The sequence below is a fragment of the Pseudomonas sp. UBA5666 genome (assembly GCF_002420785.1).
GTDB lineage: Bacteria > Pseudomonadota > Gammaproteobacteria > Pseudomonadales > Pseudomonadaceae > Aquipseudomonas > Aquipseudomonas fulva.
This window is the reverse complement of record NZ_DIIQ01000008.1, coordinates 188,638-204,504: the sequence shown is the minus strand read 5'-3', so window position 1 is coordinate 204,504 and position 15,867 is coordinate 188,638. Positions and strand designations below refer to the sequence as shown.

Annotated in this window: 12 protein-coding genes; 2 read left to right on the top strand and 10 right to left on the bottom strand. The window is 63.7% G+C overall.

The features are described from left to right. Positions 1–51 precede the first annotated feature (51 nt). Positions 52–1,857 (bottom strand): lipid A export permease/ATP-binding protein MsbA, encoded by a 1,806-nt coding sequence (gene msbA, locus B2Y33_RS06175; protein ID WP_027913984.1) that lies wholly within the window; start codon positions 1,855–1,857, stop codon positions 52–54. A 147-nt stretch (positions 1,858–2,004) separates the two neighbouring features. Here msbA and B2Y33_RS06170 point away from each other — a divergent pair, with 147 nt between their 5' ends. Next, positions 2,005–3,861 (top strand): bifunctional O-antigen ligase/aminoglycoside phosphotransferase family protein, encoded by a 1,857-nt coding sequence (locus B2Y33_RS06170; RefSeq protein ID WP_049696714.1) that lies wholly within the window; start codon positions 2,005–2,007, stop codon positions 3,859–3,861. 1 nt (position 3,862) lies between these two features. Continuing rightward, positions 3,863–5,071, top strand: coding sequence for an acyltransferase family protein (locus B2Y33_RS06165; protein WP_027913986.1), 1,209 nt, complete (start codon positions 3,863–3,865; stop codon positions 5,069–5,071). Here B2Y33_RS06165 and B2Y33_RS06160 read toward each other — a convergent pair. The 9 genes from B2Y33_RS06160 to putP all read right to left on the bottom strand — a co-directional run bounded on the left by B2Y33_RS06160 (position 5,048) and on the right by putP (position 15,748). Then, on the bottom strand, positions 5,048–5,686 hold the full coding sequence (locus B2Y33_RS06160) for a CatB-related O-acetyltransferase (RefSeq protein ID WP_206405192.1): 639 nt from the start codon (positions 5,684–5,686) through the stop codon (positions 5,048–5,050). The two genes, B2Y33_RS06165 and B2Y33_RS06160, sit on opposite strands and share 24 nt — an antisense overlap. A gap of 6 nt (positions 5,687–5,692) precedes the next feature. Beyond that, a complete protein-coding gene (locus B2Y33_RS06155; RefSeq protein WP_028687916.1) occupies positions 5,693–6,577 on the bottom strand; it encodes a glycosyltransferase in 885 nt (294 codons plus the stop codon). Then, entirely contained in the window at positions 6,574–7,719 is a 1,146-nt protein-coding gene (locus B2Y33_RS06150; RefSeq protein ID WP_049696715.1) for a glycosyltransferase, read from the bottom strand. Before B2Y33_RS06150 ends, B2Y33_RS06155 begins: the two co-directional genes overlap by 4 nt. After that, the gene (locus B2Y33_RS06145; RefSeq protein ID WP_049696763.1) at positions 7,716–9,146 is read right to left on the bottom strand and encodes a PIG-L deacetylase family protein; all 1,431 of its coding nucleotides are present in this window, start codon (positions 9,144–9,146) and stop codon (positions 7,716–7,718) included. The genes B2Y33_RS06150 and B2Y33_RS06145 overlap by 4 nt, the downstream gene beginning before the upstream one ends. Continuing rightward, entirely contained in the window at positions 9,143–10,039 is an 897-nt protein-coding gene (locus tag B2Y33_RS06140; RefSeq protein ID WP_027913990.1) for an antimicrobial resistance protein Mig-14, read from the bottom strand. The genes B2Y33_RS06145 and B2Y33_RS06140 overlap by 4 nt, the downstream gene beginning before the upstream one ends. Further along, a complete protein-coding gene (locus B2Y33_RS06135; RefSeq protein ID WP_027913991.1) occupies positions 10,039–11,166 on the bottom strand; it encodes a glycosyltransferase in 1,128 nt (375 codons plus the stop codon). Before B2Y33_RS06135 ends, B2Y33_RS06140 begins: the two co-directional genes overlap by 1 nt. Beyond that, positions 11,150–12,907 carry a carbamoyltransferase family protein gene (locus B2Y33_RS06130; RefSeq protein WP_027913992.1) on the bottom strand — a complete coding sequence of 586 codons (1,758 nt, stop codon included), beginning with the start codon at positions 12,905–12,907 and terminating at the stop codon, positions 11,150–11,152. Before B2Y33_RS06130 ends, B2Y33_RS06135 begins: the two co-directional genes overlap by 17 nt. 355 nt (positions 12,908–13,262) lie before the next feature. Further along, entirely contained in the window at positions 13,263–14,099 is an 837-nt protein-coding gene (locus B2Y33_RS06125) for a 23S rRNA (adenine(2030)-N(6))-methyltransferase RlmJ (protein ID WP_027913993.1), read from the bottom strand. 170 nt (positions 14,100–14,269) lie between these two features. Beyond that, entirely contained in the window at positions 14,270–15,748 is a 1,479-nt protein-coding gene (putP, locus tag B2Y33_RS06120; RefSeq protein ID WP_027913994.1) for a sodium/proline symporter PutP, read from the bottom strand. Positions 15,749–15,867: the final 119 nt, after the last annotated feature.

The window sequence follows — 15,867 nt, the reverse complement described above, 5'->3', positions numbered from 1 at the left end:
TGAGGAGTACCCCGAAACAGAAGGGGCACCGAGGCCCCTTGGCAGGTAGGATCAGGTGATGTCGGCCTTGGCCGGCTCATCCAGGCCCATGGCATGCAGGCGCGCATAGTAACCGTTGGCGGCCAGCAGCTCGGCATGGGTGCCCCGCTCCACCAGACGGCCCTGATCCATGACCAGGATCTGGTCGGCCTTCTCGATGGTCGACAGGCGATGCGCGATCACCAGCGTGGTGCGCCCCTGCATCACGCGGTCCAGCGCAGCCTGGATGTGCCGCTCGGACTCGGTATCCAGGGCCGAGGTCGCTTCGTCCAGGATCAGCAGTGGCGAGTTCTTCAACAGCGCGCGGGCGATGGCCAGGCGTTGGCGCTGGCCACCGGAGAGCAACACCCCGTTTTCGCCGATCTGGGTATCGAAACCTTTGGGCAGCTGATCGACGAAATCCTTGGCGAAGGCTGCCTCAGCCGCCGCTTCGATGTCGGCACGCGGCGCCCCGGCCAGGTCACCGTAGGCAATGTTGTTGGCGATGGTGTCGCTGAACAAGGTCACATGCTGGTTGACCTGGGCGATGTGTCGACGCAGGTTGAGCAACTTGAAGTCTTCGATTTCCACGCCATCGAGCAGTATCTCGCCGCTGCTGTGGTGGTAGAAGCGTGGAATCAGGCCGGCCAGGGTGGACTTGCCGCTGCCGGAGCGGCCCACCAGCGCGACCATCTGCCCAGGCTCGACGGTGAAGTTGATGTCGCTCAGCACCTGGCGATCGGTACCGGGGTAGGTGAAGCTGAGGTTGCGCACTTCCAGGCGCCCGCTGACCGCATCGCGCTCGACGGTACCGGTGTCCACTTCTCGCTGCTCGTCGAGCTGCTCGAAGATGCTCTCGGCACCGGCCACGCCCTTCTGGATGGTCGAGCTCACTTCCGAAAGCTGGCGAATCGGCTTGGGCAGCAGGCCGGCCAGGGTGATGTAGGCCACCATGTCGCCTGCCGAGGCATCGCCACGAAGGTACAGCACCAGGAACATCAGCACGGCCATGGCAACGTAGATCACCAGTTGCAGCAGGGGCGTGTAGATGGCGCTGGTACGGGTCATGCGCAGCTGCTTGTCGGTGTTGCTCTGGCTGGCCTTGAGGAAGCGCTGGCGCTCGTAGGCCTCGCCGCCGAAGCTGCGCACCACGCGGTAGCCCTGAATGGTCTCGGACGCCACGTGGGTGACGTCGCCCATGGCAACCTGGATCTTCTTGCTCTGTTTGCGGAATTTCTTGCTGGCACGGCCCACCATGAAGGCGATCAGCGGCAGGATGGCCAGCATCACCAGCGTCAGGCGCCAGTTCATCAACAGCAGCGAGCCGAACAGGAACACCACCGTCATGCCTTCGCGAATGACCACCTTGATGGCGTCGGTAGCCGCCCCAGTGACCATGGTCACGTTGAAGGTGATGCGCGAAATCAGGTGCCCGGAGTTGTTCTGGTCGAAGTAGCGGTTGGGCAGGCTCAGCAGGTTGTTGAACAGCTGCACCCGCAGGTCATGGACCAGGCCCAGCGAGACCTTGGCCAGGAAGTAGTTGCCCAGGAACGAACCCAGGCCTTGCCAGGCGGCGATGATGATGATCAGCGCCGGCACCGTGTGCAGCAGGTTCAGGTCGCGCAGGTGCGGGACGTTGGGAAACAGCGAGGCATCCGGGTTGGACAGGCCGTCGACGAAATACTTGAGGATGTAACCCAGCATTGGCTGGGTCGAAGCAAAGATCAGAAAGCCCAGGATACTCAGCAGGAACACGCCGATGTAGGGTCGGACATAGCCAAGTAGACGGAAATAGATCTTCATGCTCGATGGGCTCTGGGAGCCGTTGGCGTCTGTCATATCACGGAACATGCTGAAAATGGGGTGCTGACTTTACCACACGTTGGCAGCGACGTCGGACCACTCGGCCCCCGCCGCTTACCAGCAGCAATGCGCGCAAAGCTGGGGTAACATTGCCCGTTCTTTCGACCTGGGCCCTCTTTCTCCATGTTCCCAAGCAGCCTACACAACGCCGGCAACCGCTTTTTCGATTTCGTGTGCCTGTGGCTGCTGCCGGCCGGCATGCTGGCGCTGCTCGGTGCCCTGTTCTTCCTGCCCGAACGCAGCCTGCACCACAAGCTGTACTACGGCCTTTTCAGCATCCCGACCCTGCTGGCGCTATGTGTCCGGCCTCGTGAACTGAAAACCCTGTTTCGTGAACCGTTGCTGTGGCTGTTCGTGGCCTTCGCCGGCTACGCCATCCTCAGCCTGAGCTGGTCACCCTCGGCGGCGCAGGCGGACAACCTGATCAAGCGGCCCCTGCACACCCTGATGCTGTTCCTGGGCACCGGGCTGATGCTGCGTTACCGGCCCGAGGCGCTCAAGGGCCTTTTCCTGGGGGCTGCGCTACTGGCGCTGCTGGCCACGCTGCGGGACCTGACCACGTTCATGCTCACCTACACGCCAGGCAGCCGGCTGATCGGCGCAGGCGCTCTGGATAACCCGCTGCTCAGCTCGCACTTGTACGGTTTCTTCGGGACCTACTGGCTGTGGATGGCGGTCAACGGCAAGCGGGCGCTGACTGTGTCGCTGTGCATGGCGGCCTTTGCGGTCATGTTCGCCGCGGTGGTGGCCACCGGTTCCCGCACGCCCCTGGTGGCCATGACCCTGGCGGTGAACTGGATCGCCCTGCTGTGCCTGGACCGTCGTTCGATCCCCCTGTTCCTGGCCGCTCCGCTGTTCATCGCCGCAGTACTGGTGGTGGACCCGCAGTTGATCATGGCGCGCGGCGACTCGTACCGTTTCGATATCTGGCGCATTACCTGGGACCTGTTCCTCCAGCACCCGCTGATTGGCCACGGCTACGACGCGCCCTTGTCCATCGATGTCGGCGTGGGTTACCTGCTGAGCGAGCCCCACAGTTTCGTCATGGGCGTGCTGTATTACGTGGGCATCCTGGGCTTGCTGCCGTGGCTGGGCATGATCATCTACGCGCTTTACAGCGGCTGGAAGTACCGCACCCACCCTGCCCTGCAGATGGCCTCGGCACTGCTGGTGTTCGGCATTGGTGCGGGCCTGACCGAGGGCGGCGGTATCCTGTCGCGGCCCAAGGAGCACTGGTTCCTGCTGTGGATTCCGCTGGCACTGGTCGCCGGGCTGAACATCGCCCGCCGGGGCGGCAGGCTGGTGGCGGCCAACCGCGCTCGCTTGAGCGAGGCGCAGGCCAGGCAGCTGCATGAGGGTGCCCGCATCATCGAAGAGGACGGGCTTGGGCCCAAGGTCCTGCTCCTGCAAGATGGCAGCTTCCTGAAGTTGTTCCGCCCGCGCGCCTGGTACACCGCCGGCGCCTTCTACCCCTACGCGCGCCGCTTTGCCAGAAACAGCCAGCAACTGGCACTCGAAGGCATTCCCACGCCCCCCGTCGTGGAACTGCTGAACTACGCCGATGGCACCCAGGGGGTGCGCTACATCCCCCTGGCAGGCCAGACCGTGCGCCAGGCGCTGCAGGCCTGTCCCTCGCTGGCAGCACGCAAGGCCCTGGTGCAGCGGCTGGGGCGCTTCATGGGTCAGTTGCACCAGCAAGGCGTCTACTTCCGGTCCTTGCACCTGGGCAACGTACTGCTGATGGACAACGGCGAATTTGGCCTGATCGACCTTGCCGACATGCGCCTGCTGCCTTCGCCACTGTCGGCAGACCTGCGCCAGCGCAACCTGCGCCACATGCAGCGCTACGCCGAAGACAAGCAGTGGCTGTTCGAGGAAAACGTCCAGGCCCTGCTGGAGGGCTACAGTGCAGCGGCCAGCCAGACCATGAGCCACGCCCTGCGCCAGAAGCTCGAACTGGCCCCTGGAGCGGATCGCTGACATGGGCTACCTCGCGCCGCTGCTCAGTTTCCTGGTGTTCGGCCTGGCCCTATTGCTGGCAGGGCTGCTGCTGCGCAGCCCTTGGGTGGCGCGCCATCTGGAGCCGGTGGCGGGGCGCTGGGCCACCCTCGATGGCTTGAGGGGCTATCTGGCACTGGGGGTCTTCATCCACCATGCCGCCATTGCCTGGCATTACCAGCACACTGGCCAGATCAACATGCCACCGGAGCGCTTCTTTGCCCAGATCGGGCAAGCGAGCGTCGCCCTGTTCTTCATGATCACCGGGTTTCTGTTCTGGAGCAGGCTGGTTCGCCAGGGCCGCGCCTTCGATTGGCGGGCCTTTGCCATTTCCCGGGTCATGCGCCTGTACCCCCTGTATTTCGGCCTGCTGGCTGCGGTGCTTGTGACGGTGTTCTATCTGCAAGGCTGGGAGCTGCTGGATACGCCGACCGCGCTGGCACAACAGCTTTCAGCCTGGCTGCTGTTCCACCGTCCCGACATCAACCAGTTGGCCGGCACCGGCAACCTGATCTCGAACGTGACCTGGACCCTGAACTACGAAATCTACTTCTACCTGGCCTTGCCGTTGCTGGGCCTGATGTTCGTCTACCGCGGTACGCTCTTGAGGGCCATTGCCTGCGTGGTCGCCCTGTACCTGCTGGCAAAGCTCGTGGGCTGGGAACATGCGCTGAAGAAGAAATACCTGATGAGCTTTGCAGGCGGCATTGCGGCGGTGTACTGGGTACGCAGCCCGAGGCTGGTGCAATGGGCCAAGGGCAGGTACGGCACCTGGATGGCCATCGGCTTGCTGGTGCTGGTGATGACAGTGCTGCACAAGACCTTCGCGGTATTCCCGCTGCTGCTGCTGAGCCTCGTGTTCTGCATCATCGTCTCGGGCAACGACCTGCTGGGCGCCCTGGCCCTGCGCAGTGCCCGCTGGCTGGGTGAAATCAGTTACAGCCTCTACCTGCTCCATGGGCTGGTGCTGTGGTGGCTCGCCTATCGCCTCTACCCCTCTTACGGGTTCACCTACGACGACCACGGGGCATTCATGGCCGTGATCGCCATCGCCTGCACCGTCCTGGTGGTCTTGAGCAGCGCCACGTTCCTCATACTGGAAAAGCCGGGGATCGCCCTGGGCAAGCGCCTGGCCCAGCGCCGGCAGACCAAGCCTGACAACCTGAAGTCAGGTTCGACCCGCCAGGCCTGAGGCGCGCTGCTCGGCATAGGCGAGAAACGCCTGGATATCATCGCTGCACAGCGTGCCCACCACGTGGGCAATCTCGGCAGGTGGCCAGTCCCACCAGGCGCTGGCCAGCAGTTGCACGCGTACCGCTTCCGGGAATCGCCAGCGCACGACGCTGGCCGGGTTGCCGCCGACCACCGCGTAAGCGGGTACATCCCGCGTCACCACGGCCCCAGCGGCCACGATGGCGCCACTGCCAATGTTCACCCCCGACAGGATCGTGCAGTTGGAGCACAGCCACACGTCGTTGCCGATGGTCACATCCCCGCGGCTGAAGGCATAGCCCTCTATGACCGATGCCTCGGGCAGCATGGCCGGGAATGGGTAAGTGGTGACCCAGTCGGCCCGATGATGCCCGCCAAGGAAAATCTGCACGCCTTCGGCAATCGAGCAATAGGCGCCGATGCGCAGCGTCGTGCCCTCTTGCCAGTCATGCACCTCGGGCACGCCATAGCTGCCCACGCCGAAAGCGTACTGGGGGTAACGCGCGGCAAATCGCGCCTGCCCGCGCTCGATGGCCGGCAGCTTGCGAATCGCCCGCTTGGCCCGTTTTTCCCGGTAGCGCGATAGCCAGCCCATGGCCCTTCAGCCCTTTTCCAAGGGCGAGAAGAACAACCGCCCCAGCCCGCGCCAGGTCTTGCGCGTATAGGCGCGCAGTGGAATCTGCGCCAGCAGTTCGCGGGCCAGCTTGCGGTCACGGTTGGCCACCTTGAGGAACATCGAGTTCAGCGCCTTGAACTTGACCTGCTCGTAGGCCGGGTGATCCTTGAACTTGGCATAGGTACGCAGGATGTTGTCGATCATGAATCGGTGGTTCTTGTACGAGTTGCTGGCATGTTTGCGGTAGCGCGCCATGACCACGCTCAGGCCATCGATGAAGTACCCGGCATGGGTCACCTTCAGTTCGATCAGCAGGTCTTCCAGGCGGATATCCGGGTCGAAACCGCCCACCTTCTCCAGCGCCTCGCGGCGGATCAGCAGCGTGGGCGCAGGTGGGTAGGGTTTGCGTTCCAGGAACATGTCCTCGAAGTCCAGGCGCCTGAACGGAACCTCGCGGCGCTGCCGCGCTTCGGGGAACAGCTCACCCTGGGAATCGATGAGCTCGATGTTGCCAGCGCAGATACCCACTTCGGGCTTGTCGGCCATGTACTGGACCTGGATCGCGATGCGATCCGGCATCATGATGTCGTCGGACCCGAACGGCGCGATCAGCGTGCCCCTGGCCCGCGCAATGGCCTCGTTGAGCGTGTGGGTCAGGCCTTTGTTGCGCTGCACGCGAAAATCGAAGCCATGTTGCGCCTGCAGGCGCTCGATACGTTCGACGCTGTCATCGGTCGAGCCGTCGTCCACCACCAGCAGCTCGATGTGCGGGTAGGTCTGGTTCAATACGCTGAGAATGCTCTGCTCGATGTAAGGGCCATGGTTGTACGATGCAATGATCACCGTGACCAGGGTTGGGTCCGCACTCATTTCGGCTCCTTGGCAGCCAAGCCCGACTCGATCAGCGCCAGGTATTGCTCACGGAACACGTCGATGTCGTGGTGTTGATTGAGGTAGTGGTAGGCCTGCTCGCCCTTGGCATGCAACGCCGCGTCATCCAGCGCCAGGTAGCGGTCCAGGGCCGTGGTCAGGCTGTCAACGTCCGCGGGCTTGACCACCTCGCCGCCCGCGCCGGTAATCAGCGGCAACATGGCCGGCACGTCGCTGGCGATGACCGGCAAGCGCCCGCTCATGCCTTCGAGCAGGGCAAGGCCAAGGCCTTCGGCTAGCGATGGCATGGCCCAGATGTCGAAGGCACGGACGTAGCGCAGGGCGTTGTCACGAAAGCCCAGCAGGTGCGCCCTGCCCGTCAGCCCCAGGCGATCGATCTCAGCCTGCAGGCGCGCCTGCTCACGACCAGCACCGATGATCGCCAGCTGCGCGGTGGGGTACTTGTCCTTCAGGGCGGCAAACGCCTGGATCAGGTAGGTATGGCCTTTGACCGGCACCAGGCGGCCCAGCGCCCCGACCATGCGAACGTTCTGGGCCAGGCCAAGTTGCGTACGGGCCTCGGCCTTGTCCAGCTGCAACGCCTGGGCCTGATCCGTGTCGATGGCGTTGGTGATGGCGTGGGTGTTGGCATCGGTGAAACCGCAGGTGCAATCCAGCAGGTACTGCTTGACTGCCGGCGACACGCCTACGAACTGCCAATGCCCGTCGATCAGGCGCTGGGTCTGACGACGGCGGTAGGCGCGGTCGTACTCGCCGAAGCCATGGGAAATGCCGATGCACAACGGGATCTTCAACCAGCGGTTGAGCTGCAACAGCATGTTCACAGGCTTGAAGCGGTTGCAGATCACCACGTCGAAGCGTTCGCGCCGGCAATACCGGTAGAGCTGCCACAAGGCCTTGAGACGCATGCCCTTGAGCGCACTGTCGCTGAAGTCGAAGTACACCGAATGGTCGGCGCGGCTGACCGGTTGGCCAGGCGCAGGCCGGCCCTTGAGAAAGGCCATGGTCGTTTCGAACCGATCCGCTGGCAGCGCCTTGAAGATCTGCTCGGCCAGGTCGGCGAAATCGTGCTGCTTGATGTTGTAGTCCGGTTGCAGTTGCAGGACTTTGAAACGCTTCATACGTTTTCCCGATGTACACCCTGGTGGCGGTCCGTCAGAACCCAGAACAGCTCGTGGCGACGCACGGCCTTGCGGAAAAATTCGTTCTCGCCGTAAGGCGAACTGCGCCGGCCTGCCAGCCAGCGCTGGATCACCCGTCGCACTCGGCGCTTGAAGGGCGGGCGGGGCTGAAGGTCGTGCATCATGCCCAGAGCCATGGCCTTGTCCAGTTGCAGAGGACGGTCCAGCACCAAGGTGCACGGCTGCCCGACCGACAACGCGTGGGTGACCGGCGGCAAGGCCACGCCTGCACCGCTGTCGCCCATGGGCCAGCGGTCGTTGTCGTGCAGGTGATTGGCATAGCCCAGCAGGATCTCGGGTTGCCACGGCAGGCCCTGCAACGCTTCCTGCAGGGCTTGCTGGGCAGCCACGTGGTCAGGATGCGGATCGAGCACCGGGTGCGGCATCACGATCACTTCCGGACGCGCCTGTTGTATCAACGCGCGCACATCGGCCAGCAGGTTGTGCCAAGTCGGGACGCCGTCGTCGCCGGGCAGAGGCAACGCGTTGAGGGTACGGAAGGGGCGCGTGTCGGCCATGTCCGCTTCACGCGAGCCGAAGGGGGTCGTCGGTGCCTGCCGCATGGCCGGCAATTGCAGGCAGAAATAGCCCAACTGCACGCAGCGCTCTTGCGCAACGCCTGCCCAGCGAGGCACCGCGATACTGTCCCAGGCCCGCAAGCGCCCTTTGAGGCGCGCAGCCTCGACAGATGACAGGCCCATGGCCTGGTAGTGCTCGGCCTCGATTTCGCCAGCGGTCAGGGTCACGATCCAGGCTTCGTCTGCCTGGCTGTACAGGCCGTAGGCGGCAAGTTCGGCATCATCGGCATGGGGCGCGATGACCATCACCCGCTTACGACGCAGGTCTGGCTGCTGGAACATCCACAGGCGCGGCTGGCCCACCAGCCGGCAGAAGCGCCCGCGCAAGGTGATCTGGCCCTGACGCAGCGCCGTGTCGAGCCCAGTCAGGTTGAGGTAGCGCTTGCCGCGAACACCGCGCTCGAACACCTGCAGGTCTTCGCCACCTGCGCCTTCGATGGACACGCCGGGGTCAAGAAACCTGCCCAGCAGGGCGCAACGCAGCTCAACCTGCAGCACCCACGTGGCGCCTTCTGCGACGGGCAATGCAGGTAGCTGCAAGCGGCCGTCCTTCAAGCTCACGCCCGCCACTTCATCGGCCTCATCGAAGGCGTAGGTGTAGTCGTCGGCCGGGGTGTAGAACAGATGATCGGCCAGCCATGCCTCGTGGGCCACCCACAGCAGCGGCAGCAGCAACAACGGCAGCCACCAGGTGACCAAACCCAGCGCAATCAACGCCGCCAGGGCCACCAGGAGCGCGAGGCGCTTGTTGCGCCGGTGGCGCTTTAGCAACTGCTGCTTGCGGCTCACGCCTGGTACACCGGCACGGGGTGGCACCAGCGGTCCTTGTACTCGCGGTCGGCACGGCCGAACGAGAACCGCAATGGCTTGTTGCGCGCGCGGGCGTCTTCCCAGGCGGCCTGGGTGTTGAGGAAACTCAACACGCTGCCGGGGCTGAACGCCTTGGTCTCGGGGTCGACGCCGCCATTGACGTATTCGACGCTGATCCACTCAGGCGCCTCGACGCGGTACACCAGCTGGATGGCGATAGGCTTGTTTTCGAGCAGCAGGACCGAGCCGATCAGCAGGTCCCGCAGCCGCGCGATCACGTCGCCCATGCGCTCGGCGCCGGTGGCTGCGAACCCCCAGCGACGCTGGAAAAGGTCGCAATACATGGCGGCGATGGTAGCGGCATCGAAGTCGCTGATCGGCCGCACCACGCCACCGGCTTCTTCCAGTAACCGCAGCTCACGGCGCTGGTTGTAACGGAATTTCTTCGACAGGTCTTCGGGCGCACGGGCCATCGCCAGCTGTTCTTTCTGCGCCTTGAGACCAACAAAGCGGCCCTGGTTCAGCTCGGACAGGTAGCGTGCGCCATGGCGCAGCGGCGCAGCGGCGTCGGCCGCCGCCGGCAGGATGATTTCGGCATTGCCCAGGTCAAACAACGCCTTCTTGCCGCTGCGCTTGAGCACGTCCTTGGACAGCGCCAGGTGGCGCCCCCAGGTGGGAATGGCTGCCTTGAGCTCCCCGCCCTGATGCCAGGCCAGGTAACGCACGGGGATCTGCGCCAGGTCCGCCAACTGCGAGACCACCAGGGGATGAGTGGCGACACTGCCGCCGAAACGCGCCCAGGCCTGGGCATAGGTTTGCGCGTCAATGACTTGCCAGCCACGCTCGCGCAGGGCTTTTACATGATTGAACATCAGGCCCCCACCAACGCGCGAACCTGGGGCAGTTGCCAGAAGGTATCGCGCACCGCCTGGTCCGAGAAACGCTCGCGCAGGCGTTCGAGCATATGCTCGGCGCACGCCTGGCGTTGCGAGTCGTCCAGCGCAGCCATGCGTTCGAGGCCTTGCGCCAGCTGGCTGGCCTCGCCCAGTGGGAACAGCATGCCGACACCCTCGACCACTTCCCGCGCGCCGCCACAGGCCGTGGCCAGCACCGGGACGCCAGCGACCATGGCTTCGAGCAGGACCATGCCGAAAGGCTCATGGTCGGAACTCAAGGCGAACACGTCGAAGGCCTGGAAATAGCGACGCGCATCGGGCACCTGCCCCAGGAAGTCGACCTGATCGGCAACGCCCAGCTCGCGGGCCAGGGCCTTCAGTTTGGGTTCCAGGCGGCCCTTGCCCAGGATGGCCAGGCGCGCACCACCCGGCAATGCCGGCAATGCCTGGGCAAAGCCGCGCAGCAAGGTGGCCTGGTCCTTGTCCGGGTGCAACCGACCGACGTTGCCCACCACCCAGGCCTGCGCATCCAGCCCCAAGGCTTCGCGTGCCTCGGCACGCGGCACCAGGGCAGCTTGCAGGGCCGCGATATCGATGCGGTTGTACAGCGTCTGGATGCGCTCGGCGGGCCACTGCGCCAGGCAGCGGCGCATGTCGTCGCGCACTGCGTCGGATACACCCAGCAGGCTCAAGCGCTTGCTGAACAGGTTGGCGAACAGGCGCCGGCCTTTGCGCTCATAGTCGCCAAAGGCATGGTGCACGCCTATCACCGGTAACCGGGTACCGAGCAAGGCGACGTAGATCGGCTTGAAGCGGTGAGCTATGCAGAACGCGAAGTTGCGCTGGGCCGCGACCTTGCGCAACGCCCGAATCGCGCCAAGCTTCAGGCCACGGACCGCCTTGGAGCTGAACTCCAGAAACAGCACTTCATCCGACGCACAGCCGGCCGCCACCTGCGGGTCGGCTGCGCCGGTCAGAAACACGGTCGTAACCTTGTAGCCGCTGCCCTCGAACAGGCTGGCGTATTGACGGGCACAATCCAGGAAAGGCCCGTCATAGCCATGGCAGAACTGCAGGATGCGCGGTTCAGAGCGGCTGTTCATAGGCGGCAGCGCCGTCCTTGACGACAAGGATGTCTTCCATGATCAGGTACTGCAGATCCGAGCCGAAGAACATGTTCAGGGCATCGGTCGGCGAGCAGATCATCGGTTCACCCCGGCGATTGAGCGAGGTATTCAGCGAGACGCCATTGCCGGTCAGGTCTTCGAGCGCCTTCATCATGTCGTAGTAGCGCGGGTTGTATTCGCGCTTGAGCACTTGGGCACGGGAGGTGCCGTCCTCATGGACCACTTCTGGCACGCGGGTTTTCCATTCTTCAGCCACTTCGAAGGTGAAGGTCATGAATGGCGCCGGATGGTCGACCTTGATCATTTGCGGGGCGACCGTATCGAGCATGGACGGGCAGAAGGGTCTCCAGCGCTCACGGAACTTGATCTGCTCGTTGATGCGGTTGGCCACGCCCGGCACGCTCGGGCAGCCAATGATCGAGCGACCACCCAGGGCACGCGGGCCGAACTCCATGCGGCCCTGGAACCAGGCCACCGGGTTGCCATCGACCATGATCTTGGCGATGCGCTGCGGCATGTCGTCGAGCTTGCGCCATTTCGGGGCGTTGGGATGACGAGCACAGGCCGCGATCACATCTTCGTTGGAGTAGGACGGGCCGAGGTAGACGTGCTCCATCTTCTCGACCGGCACGCCGCGGGCGTGGGACACGTAGGCTGCCGCGCCCACTGCCGTACCGGCGTCACCGGAGGCCGGCTGCACGAACAGCTCCTTCACATCGGAACGGGCAATGATCTTCTGATTGAGTTTCACGTTCAGCGCACAACCGCCGGCGAACGCCAGCTTGCCGGTTTCGCGCAGGGTATCGCCCAGGTAGTGGTCGATCATCTGCAGGGCGATCTTCTCGAACAGCGCCTGCATGCTGGCTGCGTAATGGATGTACGGCTCGTCGGCGATGTCGCCTTCGCGCTTGGGCCCCAGCCACTCGATCAGCTTGGGCGAGAAGTAGAAGCCCTTGCCTTTTTCCTTGTAGCGACGCAAGCCGATGACGTTGGCGTAATCGGTGTTGATCACCAACTCGCCGTTTTCGAAACTGGCCAGGCGCGAGAAGTCATATTTGCTGGCATCGCCGTACGGCGCCATGCCCATGACCTTGAACTCACCGTCGAGCATTTCGAAACCGAGGAATTCGGTAATAGCGCCGTACAGGCCACCCAGGGAATCCGGATCGAAGAACTCCTTGATCTTGTGGATCTTGCCGTTCTCGCCGTAGCCGAAGAAGGTGGTGGCGTACTCGCCTTTGCCGTCGATGCCCAGGATCGCGGTCTTTTCCTTGAAGCCCGAGCAGTGGTAGGCGCTGGAGGCATGAGCCAAGTGATGTTCCACGGGCTCGATCTTGACCTTTTTCGGGTCGAAGCCCAGCTGCTCCAGACACCAGACGATCTTCTTGCGGTAGCGCTTGTAGCGGCGGTTGCCCATCAGGATCGCGTCGAGGGCGCGGTCCGGTGCGTACCAGTAGCGCTTGGCGTAGTGCCAGCGCGCCTTGCCGAACAGGCTGATGGGCGCGAACGGGATGGCAATGACATCGACGTCGGCGGGCTTGATGCCGGCTTGTTCCAGGCAGAACTTCGCCGATTCGTAGGGCATGCGGTTTTTCGCATGCTTGTCGCGCACGAAACGCTCTTCTTCGGCGGCGGCAATCAGCTTGCCGTCGATGTACAGGGCCGCGGAAGGGTCATGGCTGAGGGCGCCGGACAGGCCAAGAATCGTCAATGCCAAGGGATAGGCCTCTTCATTCGGTAGAGATGCGCCAGCGGCCCGGTGGGCGGGTGGCGGCTAAAAGGCGGGATTATAACGCAAAGCGCAGCGTACGCATGCCTCTGCAAAGGCTACGCCTTCGGCCACGGCACAAACTCCACAAGCACGGCAACCGCGCAACTTGTCCATCACGCGGTCACTGTGGGAGCGGCCTAGCGCCGCGATGGGCCGCAAAGCGGCCCCTGCACTACGCGCTGCGAAGCTGAAACCCTGGGGCCACTTTGCGGCCCATCGCTGACTAGGCCGCTCCACGCTCTGTGGGGCTACTCACTCAGGCGTCACGCGGCCTGTGTGGAGCAGCCTCGCCGGGGCGGCCTTATTCGGCGATCAGCCAGTCCATGCGATAGCTGCCTTCGGTCTGCGCCAACTCCCGGGCGAGCCAGGGCAGCAGCTCCTTGAGTTCATCTTCCAGCCCCCAAGGCGGGTTGGCGATGGCAAGCCCAGATCCATTGAGGCCTTGCGGGCTGTCCTGGTGATGCACATACAGCTCGACGCGCAGCAGCTTGGGCGCCCCAGTGCTGGTAAGGTCCTGGTAGAAACGGGTCAGCGAGCGCTGGTCCTTGATGGGGTACCAGATGGCCGCCACCGTCTGGCGCATCCGACCAATGGCTTCCTTCATCGCGGCTGTGCAACGCTTGAGTTCATCGGCCTGCTCGAACGGCGGATCGATGAGCATGACCGCGCGTTTTTCCTGCACGGGCAACAAGGCGCGCGGCACGTGCCAGCCCTCGCCCAGGTGCACGAACACGCGCGGATCCTTCTTCATGTTTTCCTTGAGCAGCGGCCCGTCCTCCGGGTGCTTCTCGTTGAGCAAGGCGCGGTCCTGCTGACGCATCAGGCGACGCGCCAATTCAGGTGAACCTGGGTAGTAGCGCAGCTCGCCGTCTGCGTTCAGACGCTTGATGACGCGCAGGTAATCGGCGGTCATGGCCGGCAGGTCGTCACGGTTCCACAGCCGCGCGACCCCCTCGAGGTACTCACCGGTCCGGCTCGCCTGGTCACCCTTGAGGTCGTACAGCCCCAGCCCGGCATGGGTGTCGAGGTAGGCGAACGGTTGCTCCTTGCGCGACATCAGGGCGATGAGGCGGGTCAGCACGATATGTTTGAGAACGTCGGCATGGTTGCCGGCATGGAAGGCGTGACGATAGTTCATGGCAACTCCTGCGCAGAGCGCAAGTTTACCCTGCCTGGCAAACGACGTCAGGCCTGACGGTCGTCAGAAAACAACGAACCCGCTACCGCAGTGCAGCACGAACCCTTGAAGGCCGTGCGGACACTGCAGGAGCGGGCCCGTCTTTCAGCTAGCAGCGCGCCTTGGCGCTGTCACTTGTCAGCGTGATACGCCGCATCAGCCGTCTCGAAGCGGCTCACCATCGCCTGCGAAGGACGGCCCAGCTTGCTCACCAGGACGATGGCGATGCTGGCGAACAGGAAGCCAGGGATGATTTCGTACAGCCCCATGGTGTCGAAGCTTTTCCACAGGATCACGGTCAGTGCACCCACCACGATACCGGCCAGCGCGCCATTGCGCGTCATGCCCTTCCACAGCACCGAGATCAGCACGACAGGGCCGAACGCAGCACCGAAGCCCGCCCAGGCGTAGGCCACCAGGCCCAGCACGCGGTTTTCAGGGTTGGCAGCCATGGCGATGGCGATCAGGGCCACGGCCAGTACCATCAGACGACCGACCCACACCAATTCTCGCTGGGAGGCATTCTTGCGCAGGAAGGCCTTGTAGAAGTCTTCGGTCAGCGCACTCGAGCACACCAGCAGCTGGCAGCTCAGGGTACTCATCACCGCCGCCAGGATGGCCGACAGCAGGACACCGGCGACCCAAGGGTTGAACAGGATCTTCGCCAGCTCGATGAACACGCGCTCGTGGTTTTCGTTCACCGGCCCGGCCACCTCAGGGTGGGCCGAGAAATAGGCGATGCCGAAGAACCCAACGGCGCAGGTACCGGCCAGGCACAGGATCATCCAGGTCATGGAAATACGGCGCGCCTTGGCGATGGACTTCACCGAATCGGCCGCCATGAAGCGCGCCAGGATATGTGGCTGACCGAAGTAGCCCAGCCCCCAGCCCATCAGCGAAATGATCCCGATGAAGCTGGCGCCCTTGAGCATGTCGAAGTGGGCCGGGTTGACGGCCTCGATCGCGGCGAAGGTCTGGTCTAAGCCGCCGGTGGAGATCAGCACGATCACCGGGGTCAGGATCAGCGCGAAGATCATCAGCGACGCCTGGACCGTGTCGGTCCAGCTCACGGCCAGGAAGCCTCCGACGAAGGTGTAGATGATGGTGGCGGCTGCCCCTGCCCACAGCGCTGTCTCATAAGACATGCCGAAGGTGCTCTCGAACAGGCGAGCACCGGCCACGATGCCAGAGGCGCAATAAATGGTGAAGAACACCAGGATGACGATGGCCGAGATGATCCGCAGCAGGCCGCTCTTGTCCTCGAAACGGCTGGAGAAGTAGTCCGGCAGGGTGAGCGCATCGCCGTTGTGCTCGGTCTGCACGCGCAGGCGCCCGGCGACGAACAGCCAGTTCAGGTAGGCGCCGACGGTAAGGCCGATGGCAATCCAGACTTCTGACAGACCCGCGAAGTAGATGGCGCCGGGCAGGCCCATCAGCAGCCAGCCACTCATGTCGGATGCACCGGCCGACAATGCGGTGACCACGCTGCCGAGGCTGCGGCCGCCGAGAATATAGTCGGAAAGGTTCTTGGTGGCGCGGTAGGCAGCGAAGCCGATCAGCACCATTGCTGCGATGTAGACCACGAATGTGATCGTTAAGGGATTACCCATGTGTTGGCCCTGGCGTTTGTTGTTATCTCATGCGCACCCACATCGTTGGTGGTTGCACCCAGGCGGCAGATGCTATTCAACAACGTAAATCCGGTGCAACCATTTTTCACTGTGAAGTT